Origin of the sequence: Streptomyces sp. NBC_00344, from assembly GCF_036088315.1 — a bacterium.
In the GTDB taxonomy this organism is placed as follows: Bacteria; Actinomycetota; Actinomycetes; order Streptomycetales; family Streptomycetaceae; genus Streptomyces.
Genome location: NZ_CP107996.1, coordinates 6,194,825 through 6,214,137 on the forward strand (window position 1 = coordinate 6,194,825; position 19,313 = coordinate 6,214,137).

General features: G+C 69.5%; 15 protein-coding genes. 10 read left to right on the forward strand and 5 right to left on the reverse strand.

Features of this window, described 5'->3' with window-relative positions:
- Positions 1–59: 59 nt before the first annotated feature.
- Positions 60–521 carry a MarR family winged helix-turn-helix transcriptional regulator gene (locus OHS16_RS28110; RefSeq protein ID WP_328540037.1) on the reverse strand — a complete coding sequence of 154 codons (462 nt, stop codon included), beginning with the start codon at positions 519–521 and terminating at the stop codon, positions 60–62.
- A gap of 115 nt (positions 522–636) precedes the next feature.
- On the opposite strand from OHS16_RS28110, the gene OHS16_RS28115 reads away from it, so the two are divergent.
- A complete protein-coding gene (locus OHS16_RS28115) occupies positions 637–2,439 on the forward strand; it encodes an ABC transporter ATP-binding protein (RefSeq protein WP_328541017.1) in 1,803 nt (600 codons plus the stop codon).
- Between the two features lie 69 nt (positions 2,440–2,508).
- Here the strand turns inward: OHS16_RS28115 and OHS16_RS28120 are convergent, their stop codons facing one another.
- Positions 2,509–3,591, reverse strand: coding sequence for an NAD(P)-binding domain-containing protein (locus OHS16_RS28120; protein WP_328540038.1), 1,083 nt, complete (start codon positions 3,589–3,591; stop codon positions 2,509–2,511).
- Positions 3,592–3,693: 102 nt separating this feature from the next.
- On the opposite strand from OHS16_RS28120, the gene OHS16_RS28125 reads away from it, so the two are divergent.
- Positions 3,694–4,128, forward strand: coding sequence for a YjbQ family protein (locus OHS16_RS28125; RefSeq protein ID WP_443042704.1), 435 nt, complete (start codon positions 3,694–3,696; stop codon positions 4,126–4,128).
- Positions 4,129–4,252: 124 nt separating this feature from the next.
- Here the strand turns inward: OHS16_RS28125 and OHS16_RS28130 are convergent, their stop codons facing one another.
- The gene (locus OHS16_RS28130) at positions 4,253–5,086 is read right to left on the reverse strand and encodes a PIG-L family deacetylase (RefSeq protein WP_328540040.1); all 834 of its coding nucleotides are present in this window, start codon (positions 5,084–5,086) and stop codon (positions 4,253–4,255) included.
- 439 nt (positions 5,087–5,525) lie between these two features.
- Between OHS16_RS28130 and OHS16_RS28135 the strand changes: the two genes are divergently transcribed.
- Positions 5,526–6,854: an aminopeptidase C gene (locus OHS16_RS28135; RefSeq protein WP_328540041.1), complete on the forward strand. Its 1,329-nt coding sequence runs from the start codon at positions 5,526–5,528 to the stop codon at positions 6,852–6,854.
- A gap of 340 nt (positions 6,855–7,194) precedes the next feature.
- Here the strand turns inward: OHS16_RS28135 and OHS16_RS28140 are convergent, their stop codons facing one another.
- Positions 7,195–8,565, reverse strand: a complete 1,371-nt coding sequence (locus tag OHS16_RS28140) for a family 43 glycosylhydrolase (protein WP_328540042.1) — start codon at positions 8,563–8,565, stop codon at positions 7,195–7,197.
- 52 nt (positions 8,566–8,617) lie between these two features.
- Entirely contained in the window at positions 8,618–10,105 is a 1,488-nt protein-coding gene (locus OHS16_RS28145) for a sulfatase-like hydrolase/transferase (protein WP_443042705.1), read from the reverse strand.
- Positions 10,106–10,525: 420 nt separating this feature from the next.
- On the opposite strand from OHS16_RS28145, the gene OHS16_RS28150 reads away from it, so the two are divergent.
- The 7 genes from OHS16_RS28150 (at position 10,526) to OHS16_RS28180 (ending at position 19,286) form a co-directional block, all read left to right on the forward strand.
- Positions 10,526–11,719, forward strand: coding sequence for an ROK family transcriptional regulator (locus tag OHS16_RS28150; RefSeq protein WP_328540043.1), 1,194 nt, complete (start codon positions 10,526–10,528; stop codon positions 11,717–11,719).
- A 19-nt stretch (positions 11,720–11,738) separates the two neighbouring features.
- Positions 11,739–12,548: an ABC transporter permease gene (locus tag OHS16_RS28155; RefSeq protein WP_328540044.1), complete on the forward strand. Its 810-nt coding sequence runs from the start codon at positions 11,739–11,741 to the stop codon at positions 12,546–12,548.
- On the forward strand, positions 12,545–13,324 hold the full coding sequence (locus tag OHS16_RS28160; RefSeq protein ID WP_328540045.1) for an ABC transporter ATP-binding protein: 780 nt from the start codon (positions 12,545–12,547) through the stop codon (positions 13,322–13,324). The genes OHS16_RS28155 and OHS16_RS28160 overlap by 4 nt, the downstream gene beginning before the upstream one ends.
- Before the next feature lie 88 nt (positions 13,325–13,412).
- Positions 13,413–14,396 (forward strand): aliphatic sulfonate ABC transporter substrate-binding protein, encoded by a 984-nt coding sequence (locus OHS16_RS28165; RefSeq protein WP_328540046.1) that lies wholly within the window; start codon positions 13,413–13,415, stop codon positions 14,394–14,396.
- Positions 14,397–14,472: 76 nt separating this feature from the next.
- Complete coding sequence (locus OHS16_RS28170) at positions 14,473–15,441, forward strand: formylglycine-generating enzyme family protein (protein WP_328540047.1); 969 nt, start codon at positions 14,473–14,475, stop codon at positions 15,439–15,441.
- A 260-nt stretch (positions 15,442–15,701) separates the two neighbouring features.
- Complete coding sequence (locus tag OHS16_RS28175; RefSeq protein WP_328540048.1) at positions 15,702–17,942, forward strand: serine/threonine-protein kinase; 2,241 nt, start codon at positions 15,702–15,704, stop codon at positions 17,940–17,942.
- Positions 17,943–18,266: 324 nt separating this feature from the next.
- Positions 18,267–19,286, forward strand: coding sequence for a LacI family DNA-binding transcriptional regulator (locus tag OHS16_RS28180; protein WP_328540049.1), 1,020 nt, complete (start codon positions 18,267–18,269; stop codon positions 19,284–19,286).
- The last annotated feature ends 27 nt before the right edge of the window (positions 19,287–19,313 follow it).

Here is a 19,313-nt window from a genome sequence, read left to right on the forward strand (position 1 = left end):
GCAAGGTTCGCGCTTCGCCACTCCCCGGGGCAATCGATTTATGTGCCGGGCGCCGCCATTCAGCCGTCTGCGCACCGCCGCGGCGCGCCGTCCATCAGGGTGGCCAGCAGTTCGCCGAGCACCTCGCGCTGGTCGGCGGAGAGCGGGGCCAGGATCTCCTCGGCGGCCACTCGGCGTGCGTCGCGAAGCGCCCTGAGAGTGGCCCGGCCGTTGTCGGTGAGCTCGATCCGTACCACCCGGCGGTTGGTCGGATCAGGGACCCTGCGGACGCTGTCGCTCTCCTCGAGGGCGTCCACCAGGCTGGTCACGGCGCGCGGCACCACTTCCAGGCGCTCGGCGAGGTCGGCCATCCGGGGCGGCTCCGCGCAGTGGGACACGGTGCGCAGCAGACGGGACTGGGCGGGGGTGATGCCGACCGGTACCAGATGCTGCTTGTGGATACGGAAGAGCCGCCGGGTCAGCCGGAAGAGCTGCTCGGCGAGCAGGCCGTCGGCGTCGGACGCTCCGGAACGGGGGGGCATGCCGGAACAATATCAGGACCTAGTTCATTGTGAGTCAAGGTAACAGTGAGCTATGCTCCACCAGACTTGGCTCAGCACCAGGACAAAGTCCGCCGAATCCCCGTCGAAGGAGCTCATGAACCCCGAACGCATCAGCTGGACACCCCCGCCCCGTGAAGCCGGTCAGCCGCCCGCCGAGCTGCGGCGCATCGTCCGGCTCTTCCACCCCTACCGCGCCCGCCTGGCAGTCGTCGGGCTGCTCGTCGGCGCATCGTCGCTGGTCTCGGTCGCCTCACCCTTCCTGTTGCGGGCGATCCTCGACACCGCCATTCCGCAGGGGCGCACCGGCCTGCTGAGTCTGCTCGCCCTGGGCATGATCGCCACCGCGGTCGTCAACAGTGTCTTCGGTGTCCTGCAGACTCTCATCTCGACCACGGTCGGCCAGCGCGTCATGCATGACCTGCGCACGGCCGTCTACCGCCAGCTCCAGCGGATGCCGCTGGCGTTCTTCACCAAGACACGCACCGGTGAGGTCCAGTCCCGGATCGCGAACGACATCGGCGGTATGCAGGCGACGGTCACCTCCACCGCGACGTCCCTGGTCTCCAACCTCACCGCGGTGGTCGCCACGATCGTCGCGATGCTCGCCCTCGACTGGCGGCTCACCGTCGTCTCGCTGCTGCTGCTCCCGGTCTTCGTCTGGATCAGCCGCAGGGTCGGCCGCGAACGCAAGAAGATCACGACACAGCGTCAGAAGCAGATGGCGGCGATGGCGGCCACCGTCACCGAATCACTGTCCGTCAGCGGCATCCTGCTCGGCCGCACCATGGGCCGCGCCGACTCGCTCACCCGGAGCTTCGCCGAGGAGTCCGAACAGCTGGTCGATCTCGAAGTCCGCTCCAGCATGGCCGGACGCTGGCGCATGTCGACCATCGGGATCGTCATGGCGGCCATGCCGGCCGTCATCTACTGGGCGGCGGGTCTGTCCCTCCGAGCGGGCGGTCCCGCCGTCTCGATCGGCACCCTCGTCGCGTTCGTCTCGCTCCAGCAGAGCCTCTTCAGACCGGCGGTCAGTCTGCTGTCGACCGGTGTGCAGATGCAGACGTCGCTGGCCCTGTTCCAGCGGATCTTCGAGTACCTGGACCTTCCGGTGGACATCACCGAGCCCGGGCAGCCGGTGCCTCTCCCGAAGGTCCGCGGTGAAGTGCGCTTCGAGGGAGTCGAGTTCGCCTACGACGAGAAGGCCGGCCGCACCCTCCGGGGCATCGACGTCACGGTGCCAGCCGGCGGCAGCCTGGCGGTCGTCGGCCCCACCGGCTCGGGCAAGTCCACACTCAGCTGTCTGGTGCCCCGGCTCTACGACGTGACGGGCGGCCGGGTCACCCTCGACGGGGTCGATGTGCGCGACCTCGACTTCGCCACGCTGGCGAGCGCCGTGGGGGTCGTATCGCAGGAGACCTACCTCTTCCACGCATCGGTCGCCGAAAATCTTCGCTTCGCCAGGCCGGAGGCCACGGACGCGGAGCTGGAACAGGCCACGAGGGCGGCACAGATCCATGACCACATCGCCTCGCTGCCCGACGGATACGACACCCTGGTCGGTGAGCGCGGTTACCGCTTCTCCGGCGGTGAGAAGCAGCGGCTGGCCATCGCACGTACGATCCTGCGCGACCCGCCGGTCCTGATTCTGGACGAGGCGACGAGTGCCCTGGACACCCGTACCGAACACGCGGTCCAGCAGGCCATCGACGGCCTTTCTGCCGGCCGGACCACCATCACGATCGCGCACCGGCTCTCCACGGTCAGGGATGCCGATCAGATCGTCGTGCTGGACGCCGGAGAGGTCGCGGAGCGGGGCACACACGAGGAGCTGCTCGCCCTGGACGGACGGTACGCCGCGCTCGTGCGCCGTGACGGTGAGCTGACACCGACCGCGTGAGTGCGCACGGCGTGCCGCGCCGCGGCAGCTCCGTGCTGCCGGAAAGCCGGCCGCGGCGATGTCCGGGCGTCAGACGGTCACCGGGGTGCGTGCGAGCAGCTGCTCGATGTCGCGGACTGCGCTCCGTCCCGCCCGGTTGGCGCCGATGGTCGAGGCCGATGGGCCGTAACCGACCAGGTGGACCCGCTCGTCCCGCACGGCACGGGTGCCGTCCATCCGGATGCCGCCGCCCGTTTCGCGGAGCCTGAGCGGTGAGAGGTGGTCGATGGCCGCTCGGAAACCGGTCGCCCAGAGAATGATGTCCGCCGCTGCGGTGCGCCCGTCGTCCCACGCCACTCCGCCCGGTGTGATCCGGTCGAACATCGGCAGCCGGTCGAGGGTGCCGTTCGCCCGGGCGGCCCGGATCGCATCGTTCACCGGGAGCCCCGTCACCGAGACCACGCTCTGCGGAGGCAGCCCCCGGCTCACCCGCTCCTCCACCGCGGCGACAGCGGCCCGCCCCCACTCCTCGTTGAACGGCTCGTCCCTGAACACCGGGGGGCGTCGCGTCACCCACGTCGTACCGGCGGCCACTTCGGCGATCTCCAGCAGGTGCTGGGTGCCCGAAGCCCCGCCGCCCACCACCACGACGTGCCGTCCGGCGAACGCCTCAGGACCTGGATAGTCCGCGGTGTGCAACTGCCGCCCGGCGAAGGTCTCCTGCCCCGGATAGCGGGGCCAGAACGGCCGGTCCCAGGTGCCGGTCGCATTGATCAGCGCGCGGGTGGACAGCACCCCGTCCGTGGTCGTCACCAGCAGTCGCCGGTCACCCCCGTCACGCACCTCGGTCACCCCGACCGGCCGGCGCACCCGCAAGCCGAAGGCCTCCTCGTAGGCCGCGAAATACTCGGAGATCACCTCCGACGACGGACGGGTGCCGTCGGTACCGGTGAGCTCACGGCCCGGCAGCGAGTGCATCCCGTGGACCTTGCCGTAGGTCAGCGACGGCCAGCGGAACTGCCAGGCGCCGCCCGGCCGCGGTGCGTGGTCGAGCACGACGAAGTCCTGGTCGGGCACCAGCCCTGCTCGCCGCAGATGGTAGGCACCCGACAGTCCCGCCTGCCCGGCGCCGATGACCACCACGTCCACTTCCCGCTGCCCGAAATCGTTCACGATTCACCCAACAGCTGCGCCGGTCCGGGTCTTCCCGGGCCGGTACCCCGCGGAACGATGGGCAGGCGGGCGGGCAGGCAGAACCACCGAACGGGAGAGAGGATGGGACGCATGCCCGATGACAGCTTCACCACCCGCATCCTTCACATCGAGACCGGCTCCGCCGAAAGCGTGAGGGACCTGACCGGCGACTGCGAACAGTTTCTCCGGGAGGCGGCAGCAGGCGGCGACGGGCTGCTCAATATCTTCGTCCCGCACGCCACAGCCGGTATCGCCATCATCGAGACCGGCGCCGGCAGCGACGAAGATCTGCTGGCCGCACTCCACGGGCTGCTGCCCGCCGACGACCGCTGGCAGCACCGGCACGGCAGCCCCGGGCACGGCAGGGACCACGTCCTGCCCGCCTTCGTGGCGCCGCACGCCACGCTGCCGGTGATCGGCGGCAGGCTCGAACTGGGTACCTGGCAGTCGGTGTGCCTGGTGGACACCAACATCGACAACGCCAACCGTCAGGTGCGGTTGAGCTTCCTGGGGTGAGCCTGGGCCGGCGCTTGCACCTGTTCGACCATGCCGGCCGGTTCCCGCGGCTGCTCGGCGCCCACATCATGCTGTGGTCGCCGAGCGCGCCTCGACGCGGCCGTCGGGTGGTGGCGTGCGGGGGTCAGCGCAGGCCGGCGAAGAGATCGTTCTCGGGTACGGCCGCGCCGGTGGTGTCCTGGACCCGCACGAAGGTCTCGACGCCCATCAAGTCGGTGAACCTCTCCTGGCCCATCTTGAGGAAGAAGATGTTCTCGCCCTGGCTGGCGTGTGCGGCCAGCGCATCGAACTTCTGGCCGCCGAACGTGGCGGTGTCCACCCAGGTGGTGATCTCCTCATCGGGGAGTCCGATCTCGGCCATCGCTTCGGCCTCGGCAGGATCCGGCTCCGGGAAGTCCTCCCCGAACTCGCGCAGGACCTCCCCGAACCGCTGCATCATCGAGCGGGGCGCCGTGGTCCAGTACACCTTCGGCGTCAGCGTGGTCATCTCCAGCGCTGCCATGGTGATGCGGTTGGCCTGGATGTGGTCGGGGTGGCCGTAGAAGCCGTTCTCGTCGTATGTCACGACCACATCGGGTCGGTAGCGCCGCATGAGTTCCGCGAGCCGTGCAGCGCCTTCCTTCACCGGGGTCTGCCAGAACGCCCCGGGGGCGTCGTTGCTCGGCCAGCCCATCATCCCGGAGTCGGCGTAGTCCAGCGTCTCCAGATCGCTGACCTTCAGGACGTCGCAGCTCGCCTCGAGTTCTCGACGCCGCATCGCGGCGACGGCTGCCGGGTCGTGCCCGGGATGGCCTGGTTTGACGCCCCCCGGGCCGTCGCCGCAGCTGCCGTCCGTACACGTCACAAGGACTGTGCGGATGCCCTCCGCCGCGTACCGCGCGAGGACGCCTCCCGTTCCCGTTGCCTCATCGTCGGGGTGGGCGTGGACCGCCATGAGCGTCAAGGTCCCGTCCTTCATGAAACGTCCTCCTGTGGGAAAAGGCCTGGATACGAGTCCGCAGCGGGCGTAGCGCGAACCCGGGGCCCGGATCACGCCGCGCCCGCGCAGCGCCGGTCCCGGTCCCTCGGCCGGTGCAACATCTTCGGTCCGACAGCTGTTCCCGCGGCTGCTCGCCGAGGGTAGCCGTGTGCGTACTGAGCGAGGGAGCGCCCGGCTGGGGGACCGAGTGGAGCGGGTGGTCCGAGCTGCCGTAAACGCGCGGGCAGCGCGGCGGCCCGGAAGTGGGAGGTCACTGCGTCGTCCGCGTCGCCGGCTCCGTTGACCGCGGCTGAGCGGCCGTGCGACGGTGAGACCGCGTTGCCCCTCCTGCCTGCCCCGGGCCCGCGCGATCACGGCCCGCCTCGAGAACTGGAACCGGATCACTGTGACGCTCGGAAACGCTCACTCGCCTCAGTCCATGGACCGCAGTCTCACCTCCGCGCAACTCGACGTATTCGACAAGGAGTTCGCCTCCCGGCCGGCGAACCGGCTGATGCAGAACGCCGTGACCCAGACGCCCGTGGACGACATCGCCCTGGACCGGCGGATCGTGACCGCTGCCGACCACTCGGTCTCCCATCACCTGGACGCCTGGAAGGTCACCAACCAGAAGAAGAGCGGCCGCTGTTGGATGTTCGCCGGACTGAACCTGCTGCGCGCCGGTGCCGCACGGAAGCTCGGTGTCAAGGATTTCGAGTTCTCGCAGAACTATGTGCTCTGGTGGGACAAGTTCGAGCGGGCGAACCACTTCCTGGAGAGCATCGTCGAGACCTCCGGCCGTGACGTCGACGACCGGACGGTGGCGCACCTGCTCGGGGACCCCATCAGCGACGGCGGCCAGTGGAACATGTTCGTGGCGCTGGTCGCCAAACACGGCCTCGTGCCGAAGTCGGCGATGCCGGAGACGGACAGCTCGTCGGCGACGGGGCCGATGAACCGCGCCCTGAAGAGTCTGCTTCGCCGGGGCGCCCGCGACCTGCGCCGCATGGCGTCCGAGGGCGTCGAGGCACAGCGCGTGCACAAGGGGGAGGTGCTGGCCGCCGTTCACCGGGTGCTCAGCATTCACCTCGGCACCCCGCCGCAGCGGTTCCTGTGGCAGTGGCGTGACAAGGACCAGGAGTTCCACCGCGACGGCTGGATGACGCCTACCGAGTTCGCCGCCTCGTACGTGCAGATACCCCTCGACGAGTACGTGTGTCTCGTCCACGACCCGAGGGAGTCGAGTCCGGCCGGCCGGACCTTCACCGTCGAGTATTTGGGCAATGTCGTCGAGGCTCCGCCGGTGGTCTACCTCAATGTGGAGATGGACCTGCTCAAGCGTCTCAGCATGGACTCCCTCGTGGGCGGCGAGGCCGTCTGGTTCGGCTGCGACGTCGGCCGGATGATGCGTGCGGACGTCGGGCTCTGGGACGCCGCCCTCTACGACTACGAGGCGGTGTACGACGCGTCGTTCGAGATGGACAAGGCGGCCCGGCTCGTCCACCACGAGACCCAGATGACGCACGCCATGCTGTTCACCGGCGTGGACGTGGTGGACGGCGCTCCGCGCCGCTGGCGGGTCGAGAACAGCTGGGGTGACGAGAAGGCCGACAAGGGCTTCTGGACGATGAACGACTCGTGGTTCGGCGAGCATGTCTTCGAGGTCGCGGTGCGGCGTTCGGCGCTGCCGCCGGAGCTGGCAGCCGTCCTCGGCGAGCCGCCGATCGTCCTGCCGGCCTGGGACCCCATGGGTGCGCTCGCACGGTGAGACCTCGCCTGCGCGCGGGTGGCCGACCGACTCGTGGCCCATGGGGTCCAGCGGGGTGGTGGGCAGGGTTCAGTCCACGCGCTGGGCCAGCCGCTCACTGATGGCCTGCCACGGCTGGCGCAGTCGGGGGTGGGTGCGGCGGACCAGGTTCTGCATGACGACGCGTCCTCCACTCCTGGCGCGAAGAGTCAATCCTGCCGTGGCCAGGGGGGCGGAGGCACCGACGCAGGCGACCGGGTGACCCCATGAGCAACCCGGTCATTCCACACGTCAACGCCGACGGGGTCGGCCACCATGCGGGGCCGGCCCCACTGACCTGCATGGTGGCCGACCACGCTCCTCACTGCGTCCGTCGTCTCTGGCTCTGGCGCCGCACGTACAGACGGTTGCCCTTCGGGCCAGTCCACTCCAGGCGTACGACGCCGGCCACCGCGGCGTCACCTGTGCGGGACGGGTCGGCCCAGTAACCGGAGGCCGGGTTGCGGAAGAAGGTCGCCCACAGGGCTCCGTCGCGGTCCGTGAAGAAGTTGTTGTGCCCGGCGCCCACGCCCGCGGTCCAGCGCGCGGAGTACGGCCCTTCGAAATGGTCCGCGACGGCGACGACCGCGTCGTACTGGTACTGCGTCCGGCCAGTGCCCGCCGCTTCGTAGGCGTAGCGCGGGCTGCCGTAGGCATCGATCGAAGTACGGTCCCACGCGGCGTGCACCAGGTAGTACTTGCCGCCGTGCTTGAAGACGTACGCCCCCTCGAGGTACGGCTCCGGCGTGTACGGCGTCTGCTGGAACGCCGGCAGGCCGGTCGTCGGGACGATGTCCTCCATGTCGTCGCGGAACTTGGCGTAGAGGTTGTTGTGCAGCACCAGCCACGCGTCGGCTCCCTCCGAGAAGAGGCCGCCGTCGATGTGGTGGTACGCGCCGGGCTTGATGAACGAGGGTCCGCCGATGAACGAGTCACCGAAGGGCTTTTCGAGGTTTCCCTCGGCGAGGCGGTACGGGCCCGCGACCCCGCCCTCGCTCACCAGCAGGAACGAGCCGACCTTCTGGGAGTGGTCGCCCATGCACGCGACGATGTACCACGTGCCGCGGAAGTAGTGCAGTTCGGGGGCCCACGCCTCGCCGCGCTTGCCGAACTGGTCGTCGTACCAGTACTCCTGCCACGGGGCGACGACCGTGCGGCCGGGGCGGTTCTCCCCGACGAACTCGGGTGACCACACCTTTCCGTGCTCGGCGCCTGGCCGGATGCCGGTGGTGTCGGCCAGTTGCCAAGGGCCGTGCAGAGACCGTGCCGTCCACACGAAGATGCCGTCGTTCCAGGGGCCGGCCACTGCGAGGCCGGGCACGCGGGTGGTGCCGGTGGCGACGTAGAGCGGGCGGCCGTCGACGACGAAGCAGTTGACGTAGGTGTCGCGCATCCAGACGCGGCCCGACTCCTTGTCCCGGGAACGGAGTTCGAGGGGGAGGACGAAGGAGTTGTCCTCGCGCGGCCACAAGTCCCGGCGGGCGTCCGCGAGTCCGTAAGACTCGGGCTCGGACCAGTTCGACGGGTAGTGCGTGGTCGGGTGAGCCGTCGGGTGCGGCTGCGCGTGCGCGGGCAGCGCCTGGGCAGTGGCAGTGGCAGTGGCCGTGGGCAGGGCGGCCACTCCCATGGATCCGGCTATGCCGGCCAGCATGGACCGGCGGCCGAGGTGCGTTCCGTTCTCGGATCTCGTCATCCGTCTGTCTCCTTCGTGGTCAAGGGGATGTGGCGTGCTGTCGGCATGCGGTTCATGGTCGTCCGGCCTCGGAGGGCGCTTCGGGCCCGTCGGACTCGAAGGCGGAGAGTGTGGTGTCGTAGTCCGTCTCCACGTCGTACATCGGCGTCATCCAGTGGTAGAAGTTGTCGCCACGCTCGCGGAGCAGGTCGTACAGCCGCCGGGTCAGTGCCGTGCGTACGCCGAGCAGTTCCGGGTGGCCGTAGCGGTTGTGCAGCTCGTCGGGATCGGCATCGAGGTCGTACAGCTCGTTGCAGGACTCGGGGTTGATCACCAGCTTGTGGGTTCTGGTGCGCAGCATCCGCTGCGGGTACGGGAAGTGGTGACCATGGAACTCGGCGAGATGGTGCTCGTCCCACTGCGGGTGCTCACCGCGTACGAGGGGCAGCAGGCTGCGGCTGTCCACGGCCGGCTCCGTCTCGCTGCCCGCCAGATCGAGGATGGTGGCGGTGCAGTCGGTGAGGGAGACGAACTCCTCACGCACCTGGCCCTGCGGGGCGCCCGGGACCTTCAGCAGCCCAGGGATGCGGTAGATGTCCTCGTACATCGCCGGCCCCTTGTCGTGCAGCCGGTGGGCACCGGTGAACTCGCCGTGATCGGCGGTGAAGAAGACCGCCGTCCGGTCATCGAGCCCCAGTTCACGCATGGCGCCGAGGATGCGGCCGATCTGCTCGTCGACGAGCGTGACGTAGCCCCAGTAGACGGCGATCAGCTTCCGCGACTCCTCCAGCTCCATGGTGTCGAAGGCCCATAGCTTGCTGTAGTTCTGCTGGACGGTCGGTTTCGCCGCGAAGGTCTCGCTCACGGAGGCGGGCAGTTCGACCAGCCCGGGGTCGTACATGTCGTAGTACGCGTCCGGGAGGATGTACGGCAGGTGCGGACCGAAGAAGTGGGTGGCCAGGAAGAACGGCGCCCCGTCACCGTGGTCCTCCTGCGCGGCGAAGCGATGGAGCATCTCGATGGTGCGCGTGGCGAGGTAGTACTCGAAGGTGGCTTCGACCGGCTGGTGGAGGCGGGCGGCAAGCAGGTTCCCTGGGCTGCCGTTGGGCGTGGTGCCCCGCACCGGATCCGTGATGCGGTACGGGGGCAGGCTGTTCTCCGCCAGGTAGGCGAGGTAGTCGGGGTGGTCCACGGGGTTGTGCCAGCCGACCAGGTCGGGGCCCTCGAAGCCGTAGTCGGCGGCGGTGCGCCGTACCCCGCCGTGCCACTTGCCGAGCAGGCCCAGGTTGTAGCCCTCGGAGCGCAGTTGCTCGGAGAAGGTGAACTGGCCGTCGGAGAGGTCCTCGAGATAGCCGACGTTGCGCTCGTAGTTGGCAAGCAGCCTGTGCCGGAACGGAGCCGCCCCGGTGAGCAGGCTGGCGCGCGCCGGGGTGCAGATCGCGGTAGGGGTGTAGAAGCTGTCGAACCTGGTTCCCTCGTCCGCGAGCCGGTCGAGGTTCGGGGTGTGCGTGTGCGGATTGCCGTACGCGCCCAGGGTGTCCACCCGGTGCTGGTCGGTCATCAGGAAGAGCATGTTGCGGCGCACGGAGGGCCTTTCGGGTCGGTCCGGCTCGCACGTCGGGCCGGGGCGGGCGGACGCACCGGACGTCGGTATTTCGGGCACGCCGTCATGACGCCTCGACAGGAGCCGCTTCGGCAGGGCCGGTGCGGCTTCTGGTGCGTGCTCGACGGTGCCGTGCGACGCATGCTCCGGCCCGGCGATGATTTAAGTCAAGAGTGTGGACTCAAATCGTGCGGAGGTACTCCACCAAGGCGCGCAGCCACCGTTCCTCGGTGCTGAAGAGTCGCGGGGCGGGGTGCCAGGCGCGCCTGCGCCGTACACGTCAGCAGGTCAGGGCGGTGCCGATGCAAGAGCCAGTGACACGCGGCGTTCATATGAATAATTTGTTTCGAGTCATTGACGAAAATACTCGGCGCTCACATGCTGTCCTGCATGCATGAACACGACGGTCCGCTGACGCGCCTCCGCCGCAGCCATGAGCAAGCGGTTCTTGAACTGCTCCGCAGGCACGGCCCGCTGAGCCGCGGCGAGTTGGGCGACCGCAGCGGGCTGTCCCGCACCACGCTCCACGACATCGTCGCCGGGCTGGTGGGCAATGGCTCCGTGGTCCCCGGCACACCGCATGTCGAGGTACGCAAGCGCGGCCGGCCGGTGGAGAAGCTCAGCCTCAACCCTGCCGCCGGCGAGGCGGTCGGCATCGACTTCGCGCGCCGCGCCGTGCATGTCGCAGCCGTCAACTTCGCCCATGAGGTGATCGGTTCGGCGAGCGAGGCACATGCCGCGGACCTGTCCTGGCCCGAGCGGATCGACATCGCCGGACGTCTTCTCGCCTCGTCGGCCACCGTCCAACTCGACGCGCTCAGCGCGATCGGCGTCGGTGTGGTCGGACCGATCACCGACCCCGGCGGCGAGAACGCCCGTGCGCAGGGCATCGAGGGCCTGCCGGACCTGCTGCGCAAGCAGTTCGGTGTGCCGGTACTCCTGGACAACAACACCCGGCTCGCCGCGCTCGCCGAGGCGGTGTGGGGTGCGGCGGCGGACAGCAGCGACGTGCTCTACCTGCGGCTGTCGCACGGCGTCGGTGGCGGCCTGGTCGTGGGCGGCGCGCTGCACCGCGGCCGCAACGGCCTGTCCGGCGAGTTCGGGCACATCACCGTGGACCCGGCCGGCAGGCCGTGCGACTGCGGCGGGACCGGCTGTCTGGAGACCCGTGCCTCGCTCGACGCGGTGTTGCACCGCTACCGCGAAACCGGCGGCAGGGCCGATGGCCTCGCCGGATTCCTCGACGCGGCCGACGCCGGCGAACCGACCGCCCTGAAGGTGCTGGAGCGCGTCGGCAACGACGTCGGCGGGGTGCTTGCCGCGGTCTGTCATGCCGTCGGCCCGGGCGTCATCGTCATCGGCGGTGAGCTGGCGGAAGCCGGCCCGGCGCTGCTCGAGCCGGTCGAACGGGCCCTGCGGCAGCACCTGATGCCGATGGCCCGCCCACACGTGGACGTACGGCGCGCGACGCTCGGCGATGCCGGAAGCGCGCTGGGCGGCATCGCCCTCGTTCTCCATGAATCCCCTCTGCTCTCCCACTACCCGCAGCCCGTCCCCGAGGAGAACGCGTGAAGCCACCAGCGAGGAATCCATGGCTGTGATCGCTCCTGCCGAGAAAACCGCCGCCGAAGGGCAGCGGCAACCGCGCCGTTCCCGGCACCGGCCCCTGCTTCTCAACGCTGTCGCAGTGGCGGCAGGCATCGCCGTCTGGGGCGTCGTGGCCGCCCTGCATCTGGTCGAGAACCTGCCCGCGCCGACGGCGGTGGCGAAGAGGGCCGGGGACATGATCTCCGACGGCACCCTGGCGTCCGATACGTTCGCCAGCCTGCGCCGGGTCTTCCTCGGCTACGCCCTCGGCGTGGTTGCGGCCGTCCCGGTCGGCTTCCTCATGGGCTGGTACCCCACCGTGCGCGCCCTGATCGAGCCGTACATCCAGTTCTTCCGCACCATCCCGCCGCTCGCGCTCATTCCACTTGCGGTCGTACTGCTGGGGATCGGCGAGGTACCGAAGATCGCCGTGATCTTCCTGGCCTCGTTCATGTCCTGTGTCCTCTCCTCCTTCCAGGGCGTCATCGACGTCGACAGGACACTCATCAACGCGGCCCGGGTGCTCGGCGCCTCGGACCGCACCATCTTTGCCAAGGTGGTCGTCCCGGCCTCCACGCCGTTCATCCTCGTCGGCATGCGGATCGGCCTCGGTGCGTCCTGGGCCACCGTGGTCGCCGCCGAACTCATCGGCGCACAGGAGGGGTTGGGCTATCGGATGCAGAAGGCGTCCACCTGGTTCGACATGGACGCGATCTTCGTGTCCCTGATAACCATCGGCGTGCTCGGGCTCGTCATGGACCGGCTGCTGCTGCTGGCCGAACGACGCCTCACCGGCTGGCAGGAGCGACGATGAACAGCAAGATCACTTTCCGTGACGTGGTAAAGACGTTCCCGCTGAAGGGCTCGTCCTTCACCGCGCTCGGCGGGGTGAGCCTGGACATCGCGGACCAGGAGTTCGTCACCGTTGTGGGTCCGTCCGGCTGCGGCAAGTCCACCCTCATGAGCATGGCCGCAGGGCTGCAGGCACCCGACTCGGGCAGTGTCCTGGTCGACGGAACACCGGTGTCAGGACCCGGCCCCGACCGGGGGGTGATCTTCCAGCAGTACGCCCTCTTCCCCTGGCTGACCGTGCGGCAGAACGTGGAGTTCGGGCTCAGGATCGCCTCCGTACCAGCCGCCGAGCGACACCGGCGCACCGAGCAGGCCATCAGCCTCGTCGGCCTGAACGAGTTCGCCGAGGCCCTGCCCAAGACCCTCTCGGGAGGAATGAAACAGCGTTGCGCCATCGCCCGTGCGTACGCGGTCGATCCCCAAGTGCTGCTGATGGACGAGCCCTTCGGGGCGCTTGACGCCCTGACCCGGGTGCAGCTGCAGGATCAGCTGCTGCAGACCTGGAGCCAGGAGAAGCGCACCGTGCTGTTCATCACCCACGACGTGGACGAAGCCGTCTACCTCGCCAGCCGGGTCGTCGTCATGGCCGCCCGGCCCGGCCGCATCCACCGCGTCATCGACGTGGATCTGCCCTACCCCCGGACCGAGGAAATCCGGCTCTCGCCCGAGTTCCTCCACGTCCGCAACAAAGTGTGGACCTCCGTGTACCACCAGGAAGCCCCGCCCCGGGCGGCCTGACCCGTCATCTCCCGGGGCCCTCGCACTGGGCCTCGTACAAGAACTTCGCAGCATCAACCCGCGCACAACCGCGAGAGGAAATTCCAGCATGCCCAGAAAGTCGATCAGGCACGCCGTCACGGCGCTGCCCCTCGCGTTCCTGCTTTCGCTGTCCCTCAGCGCCTGCTCCGGCAGCGCTTCCGAGGACGACAGCACGGTCCGGTTCGGCTATATCGGCGACTACAACGGGGCCGGCCTGCTGGCGATCGCCGACAAACAGGGGCTGTGGAAGAAGGCGGGACTGACCGCACAGGTGAAGGCGTTCAACAACGGTCCCGTGCAGGTCCAGGCCCTCAGCGCCGGTGACCTCGACTACGGCTACATCGGTCCCGGCGCGATGTGGCTGCCCGCCTCGGGCAAGGCCAAGATCATCGCCATCGACACGCTCACGTACGCGGACCGGGTCATCGGCCGGCCCGGCATGACATCCATGAAGGACCTCAAGGGCAAGCGGGTCGGCGTACCCGAGGGCACCTCCGGCGACATGGTCCTCAACATCGCTCTGGAGAAGGCCGGGATGACCGTGAACGACATCGACAAGGTCAACATGGACCCGTCCACCATCGTCTCCGCCTTCTCCTCCGGAAAGATCGACGGCGCCGGCTTCTTCTACCCCGCCATCGACACCATCAAGAAGAAGGTTCCGGGCCTTGAGGAGATAGCCAGTACCAAGGACACCGGGGACGCCTTCCCCACCGCGTTCGTCGCGGGCAACAAGGTGCCCGGCGCGAAGAACAGCAAAGTGATCAAGGTGCTGCAGCAGGCCAACGACTGGCGCAAGCAACACCCCGAAGAGACCATCGCACTCACCGCCAGGATGCTCCAGGTCACCGAAGCCCAGGCCAAGGCCGACGCCTCTCATGTCGAGACACTGTCCACCGCAGACCTGGCCGCGAAGACCAAGGGCGGCGAGGTGAACGAATGGCTGAAGAAGTTGGGCGAGTTCTTCGTCCGCAACAAGCAGCTGGACCACAACCCGGACCCCAGTGACTACTACGACGGCGATCTCTACGGGCAGGCCTACGGTAAGTAGCCTTTGATGACGAAACGATCTTCCCTTGCGTGACACAAGCCTCCCCCCAGCAATTGACGACATCCGCAGGACAGCCATGAGCAGCACCGCCGACACCGCGGGGCGCGGCACGCAGCCGGGCAAGATGAGCTGCTGCGCCCCCTCCGGGCCGAAGCCGCAGGCACGCGATATCCCGGACCCACCCCGAAATGGGGATCGTTCCGCCACGGCTGCGCTGCGCCCTCCCGCCGAATACGCCGACCGGTTGACCCTTCCCGGGGGAACCTTCCGCATGGGCGGCGAGGACGCGGACGCAAACCCCGGTGATGGCGAAGGGCCCGTACGCGGCGTATCGGTCGCGCCCTTCGCCATGGACGCCTACGCGGTCACGAACGCCCGCTTCGCCGCCTTCGTCGAGGAGACCGGCTACCGCACCGAAGCGGAGGGGTTCGGCTGGAGCTACGTCTTCGCGAAGTTCCTGCCGGGTTCCCTGCGCAAGACGTCACCACGCCCTCCGGCAACCCCCTGGTGGTGCGGTGTCCAAGGCGCCGCCTGGAACAGGCCGGAAGGGCCGGACAGCCGACTGGACGGCCGCTGGGACCACCCCGTGATCCACGTGACGTGGCGGGACGCGACCGCCTTCTGCCGGTGGGCCGGGGGGCGGCTGCCCACCGAGGGGGAATGGGAGTACGCCGCACGCGGGGGCCTGGAACAGGCGCGATACCCCTGGGGCGACGAACTCACGCCGGACGGGGAGCATCGCTGCAACATCTGGCAGGGCACCTTCCCTTTCCGCAATACCCAAGCCGATGGCTTCGCCGGTACCGCTCCCGTGCACGCCTTCGCCCCCAACGGGTTCGGCCTCTACAACGTTGCGGGAAATGTCTGGGAGTGGTCCGCCGACCCCTGGCAAGACGAAGATCCCGAACGCCGCGCCATGCGGGGCGGCTCCTACCTCTGCCACGACTCGTACTGCAACCGGTATCGCGTCGCCGCCCGGACCGCGAACACCGTCGACAGCTCGGCGGGCAACCTCGGGTTCCGTATGGCCTGGGACGCCGGCTGACACCGAGCGAGCGACACGGCTCCCAGGATCAACGGCCGTGCCCGCGCGTCGTGTCAGTCTCGGGGCAGGAGACTGCCGAGCGGTCGCCCACCGTTCGTGGCGGGGCTTCGTCGTGTGCGGCACGGGGAGCAGAGCAGCCCTGGGCTGCCTGTTCGTCACCCGCTTCGCTCTGCCGTACTGCCCTGCGGCTAGTTTGTGTGCAGGACAGGTACGCAGGCCCGTGGTGGCAGAGGTGCACGGGGGACGGGAGGTCGGGAAGAGTGTCGCTGCGCGAAGGTGATCCAGCCGAGATCGGCGGCTATCCGCTTGAGGCGCGGCTCGGCTCGGGTGGCATGGGCACCGTCTTTCTGGCCCGTACGAGCTCGGGGCGACCTGTCGCGATCAAACTGATCCACCAGCAGTTCGCGGCGGACGACGAGTTCCGCATCCGTTTCCGGCAGGAGGTGGCGGCGGCGAGGCGGGTGAGCGGCGCGTTCACCGCCGCCGTGGTCGACGCTGCCCCTGAGGCCGAGCAGCCGTGGATGGCGACGACCTATATCGAGGGGCACACGCTCGCCCAGCACGTCGCCGCGAAGGGCCCGCTGAACGGAGCGGAGCTCAAGAGGCTCGCCATCGGGCTGACGGAGGCGCTGCGCGACATCCACCGGGTGGGGGTCGTCCACCGTGACCTGAAGCCCTCGAACGTCGTGCTCTCGCCCGAGGGCCCGCGCGTCATCGACTTCGGCATCTCGCGCGCCGCGGACCAGCAGACGCTGACGATGACAGGGCGGGTCATCGGTACGCCGCCCTTCATGTCGCCGGAGCAGTTGCAGGCTCCGCGTGGTGTGGGTCCGCGGTCCGATGTCTTCTCGCTGGGGACGCTGCTGGTGTACTCAGCGACGGGCCACGGGCCCTTCGACGCGGACAGCCCCTACATGACGGCGTATCAGGTGGTGCACGAGGAGCCGTTGCTGGGTGCCGTACCGGTGGCCTTGCGCGCCGTCGTCGAGTCGTGCCTGGACAAGGAGCCCGAGGCGCGCCCCTCGGCGGACGAACTCCTCGTGCTGCTGCGGGACCTGCCGGCCGACCTCGGTGGGACCGAGGCGAACGGGGCGGGCGCGAGCCGCACCCGCGACATGATCACCCAGCATCACTTCCCGACGCGGGCCACCCCGGCGCCGGCTGCTCCGACCACCTTCCCGGCCGGTCCCGATCCAGGGAGCACCGGCACTCCCATCGGCCGTCTGCGTCGCCGATGGCGTCCTGTGCTCGCGGCCGGGGTCGCGGTGGCAGCGATCGGCGGGGGAGTCACCGCACTGCAGGCAGGCGACTTCGGGGGGAACAGCGGCGGCGACAAGGGCAACGGCGTTGCGGCGTCGGGTGCCGCACTTCCGGACGGCTTCCACCCATGGCGCAAGACCGTGCAGGGCGGCCGCCAGGACATTCCCGACGAGCTGCGATGCGTCGCCCACGGCGACGCGCTGTTCTGCGGGGGCGGCGGTGTTGTCGCGACCCGCATCAGGGCCCGGGACGGCTCGCGGGTGTGGACGGCGAAGAGCCCGGGCGTCCCCGTCCAGGGCATGCACATGGTGGGCGCCACCGACGACACGGTGCTCGGTTACCGCTTCGCAGCCCAGAACGCCCCGCAGAACCCTCCCAGCGAGGTGGTGGCCATCGACGCGAACACCGGCCGGGAGTTGTGGTCCGTGCCGTCCGGCGCCCAGTCGATGGCCGTCACGGGCCGGACTCAGGACGCCCTTGTGGTCGGCTCCGCCGTCGTGACGGTCAACGCTTCCAACTCCCGCTTCGAGGCCCGCGAGGCGCACAGCGGTGACATCACCTGGACGACGCCGTTCCCGGCGGGTACGCAGTGCGCACCCGTCCCGGTTGGCCCACGGCTCTTCGCGATGTGCGCGACGGATGCGGAGGTGGATTCCTCAGAGGTGCGCCACTCCACCCTGTACGCGGTCGATCGCGCATCGGGGACACTGGGCAGGCCCATCGCGGTCAACGGCCCCGCCGTGCCGATGGGTGTCGCCAACGGCAGACTCGTACTTTTGCAGGGACGCATGGAGGGAACGGCGCTGGCCGGCTACGACGGGGTGGCGCGGGTCGACCCGGCCTCGCGGAAGGTCACGTACTCCGGCCTGGCCACCACGTACGCGGGGACGCCCGGCATGGCGGACGGCACCGTCTACGTGAGCGGGCAGACCGGTCTCGTCACAGCGCTCGACCCCGCGACCGGCCGGAAGAAGTGGTCGCGGCAGACGGACGTGGAGGGCGCGTCGGGTCCCGTTGCGGGGGCCGGCGCGCTGTATCTCAGCTCGGCCACCGGCCGGGTGGTCGCGCTGTCGCCGTACAACGGCAAACCCCTGTGGACGACGAACCCGCAGGCCGACGGTCTGACGGGCGAGCAGGGCGCAAGTCCGCGCGTGACCGTTGCGGGGCGTGCGGTGATCGTGGCCGCGGCCAAGAACACTCTCTTCGCCTTCGACGCGCAGAAGCCGCCGAAGGCGGGCTGACCCCCGCGTGGCCGGCCACCCTTCCCCGCCGTGCTCAGCTCCGGTGCAGGGGGCCCGGCACCCAGACGTGCGAGACCTCTCCGGAGACGGGCCGGGCCCCCGCGCAGCGTGACGCCGCGCCCGGGACGGCACCCGCCCCGCCCCGGGAGCTCCTGACATCCGTACACGGCGCACCTCCCGGCGGACGTGATCCGCAATACACGCTCCGACCCATTGACGCCCCCCGTGGCAAACCGGTTTAGTGGACGCCGATCGGCCGCTGAACCGGTTTGAACGCTGGTTGACCGGTTTTCCAGGAAACAAACGCAGAGAGCGGAAGGCGCCATGGCTCACAGGCCCACCATCGCCGACGTCGCACGACGTGCGGGTGTCTCACGCACCTCCGTCTCGTTCGCCCTGAACGACCGGCCGGGGATCGCCGAGGAGACCAAGGAGCGCATCCTGACCGCCGCGGCGGAACTCGGCTGGACCCCGAGCCGCCCGGCCCGGGCCCTGTCCCTCGGCAAGGCCGGCGCCTTCGGACTGGTGCTCGCCCGCGAACCCGAGCTGATCGGAGCCGACCTGTTCTTCCCCGCGTTCATAGCGGGTGTCGAAGTGGTCCTCGGCGAGCGGGGCGACGGGCTGATGGTGCACCTCACCACTCCGGAGCGGGAGCGGTCCGTGTACGAGCGGCTCGCTGCCGACCGCCGGGTGGACGGTGTGCTCCTCACCGACCTGCGGCACGACGACCCGCGTCCCGCTCTGACCCACCGGCTCGGCCTGCCTGCCGTGGTGGTCGGCCAGAGCGAGTGGAGCGACGGACTGGCCTCGGTGAGCCTCGACGACCGACCCGCTTACGTCGACGCGGTTCGGCGCCTCGCCGAGCTCGGCCACCGCCGTATCGCGCACGTCGAGGGCCCGCAGGAGTTCCGCCACGCGCACCGGCGCAGGTCGGCCTGGGAGGAGACACTGCGTGACCTCGGACTGCCCGAAAGCCCTGTGCTGCCGGGCGGTTTCACGGCGGAGGGCGGCGCGCGGGCCACGCGCGAACTGCTGTTGCTGGCCGAGCCGCCCACCGCGATCGTCTACGGGAACGACCTGGCCGCGACGGCCGGGCTGTCCGTGGCCCAGGAACTCGGCGTTCCGGTACCGGAACGCCTCTCGGTGGTCGGCTACGACGACACGCCGCTCACCCGATACACCCACCCCCCGTTGTCCTCCGCCCGTGCTGATGCGCGTGGCTGGGGGGAGGCGGCGGCCCGGGCCCTGGACCGGGTGCTCGCGGGTGAGCAGGTGGCACACGTCGTGCTGCCGCCCGCCGAGTTCATCCCCCGCGCCTCGATAGGGCCGGCTCCCCGTCCCTGACGACGGGTCGCCGGGCCATCGAGGCGC

Excerpts from the sequence above, each read along its gene's own strand:
- OHS16_RS28160 (WP_328540045.1), top strand. The coding sequence starts at position 12,545 with ATGAACAGCAAGATCACTTTCCGTGACGTGGTAAAGACGTTCCCGCTG.
- OHS16_RS28150 (WP_328540043.1), top strand. The coding sequence starts at position 10,526 with ATGCTGTCCTGCATGCATGAACACGACGGTCCGCTGACGCGCCTCCGC.
- OHS16_RS28155 (WP_328540044.1), top strand. The coding sequence starts at position 11,739 with ATGGCTGTGATCGCTCCTGCCGAGAAAACCGCCGCCGAAGGGCAGCGG.
- OHS16_RS28135 (WP_328540041.1), top strand. The coding sequence starts at position 5,526 with ATGGACCGCAGTCTCACCTCCGCGCAACTCGACGTATTCGACAAGGAG.
- OHS16_RS28125 (WP_443042704.1), top strand. The coding sequence starts at position 3,694 with ATGGGACGCATGCCCGATGACAGCTTCACCACCCGCATCCTTCACATC.
- OHS16_RS28115 (WP_328541017.1), top strand. The coding sequence starts at position 637 with ATGAACCCCGAACGCATCAGCTGGACACCCCCGCCCCGTGAAGCCGGT.
- OHS16_RS28165 (WP_328540046.1), top strand. The coding sequence starts at position 13,413 with ATGCCCAGAAAGTCGATCAGGCACGCCGTCACGGCGCTGCCCCTCGCG.
- OHS16_RS28180 (WP_328540049.1), top strand. The coding sequence starts at position 18,267 with ATGGCTCACAGGCCCACCATCGCCGACGTCGCACGACGTGCGGGTGTC.
- OHS16_RS28140 (WP_328540042.1), bottom strand. The coding sequence starts at position 8,565 with ATGACGAGATCCGAGAACGGAACGCACCTCGGCCGCCGGTCCATGCTG.
- OHS16_RS28170 (WP_328540047.1), top strand. The coding sequence starts at position 14,473 with ATGAGCAGCACCGCCGACACCGCGGGGCGCGGCACGCAGCCGGGCAAG.
- OHS16_RS28145 (WP_443042705.1), bottom strand. The coding sequence starts at position 10,105 with ATGACCGACCAGCACCGGGTGGACACCCTGGGCGCGTACGGCAATCCG.
- OHS16_RS28130 (WP_328540040.1), bottom strand. The coding sequence starts at position 5,086 with ATGAAGGACGGGACCTTGACGCTCATGGCGGTCCACGCCCACCCCGAC.
- OHS16_RS28110 (WP_328540037.1), bottom strand. The coding sequence starts at position 521 with ATGCCCCCCCGTTCCGGAGCGTCCGACGCCGACGGCCTGCTCGCCGAG.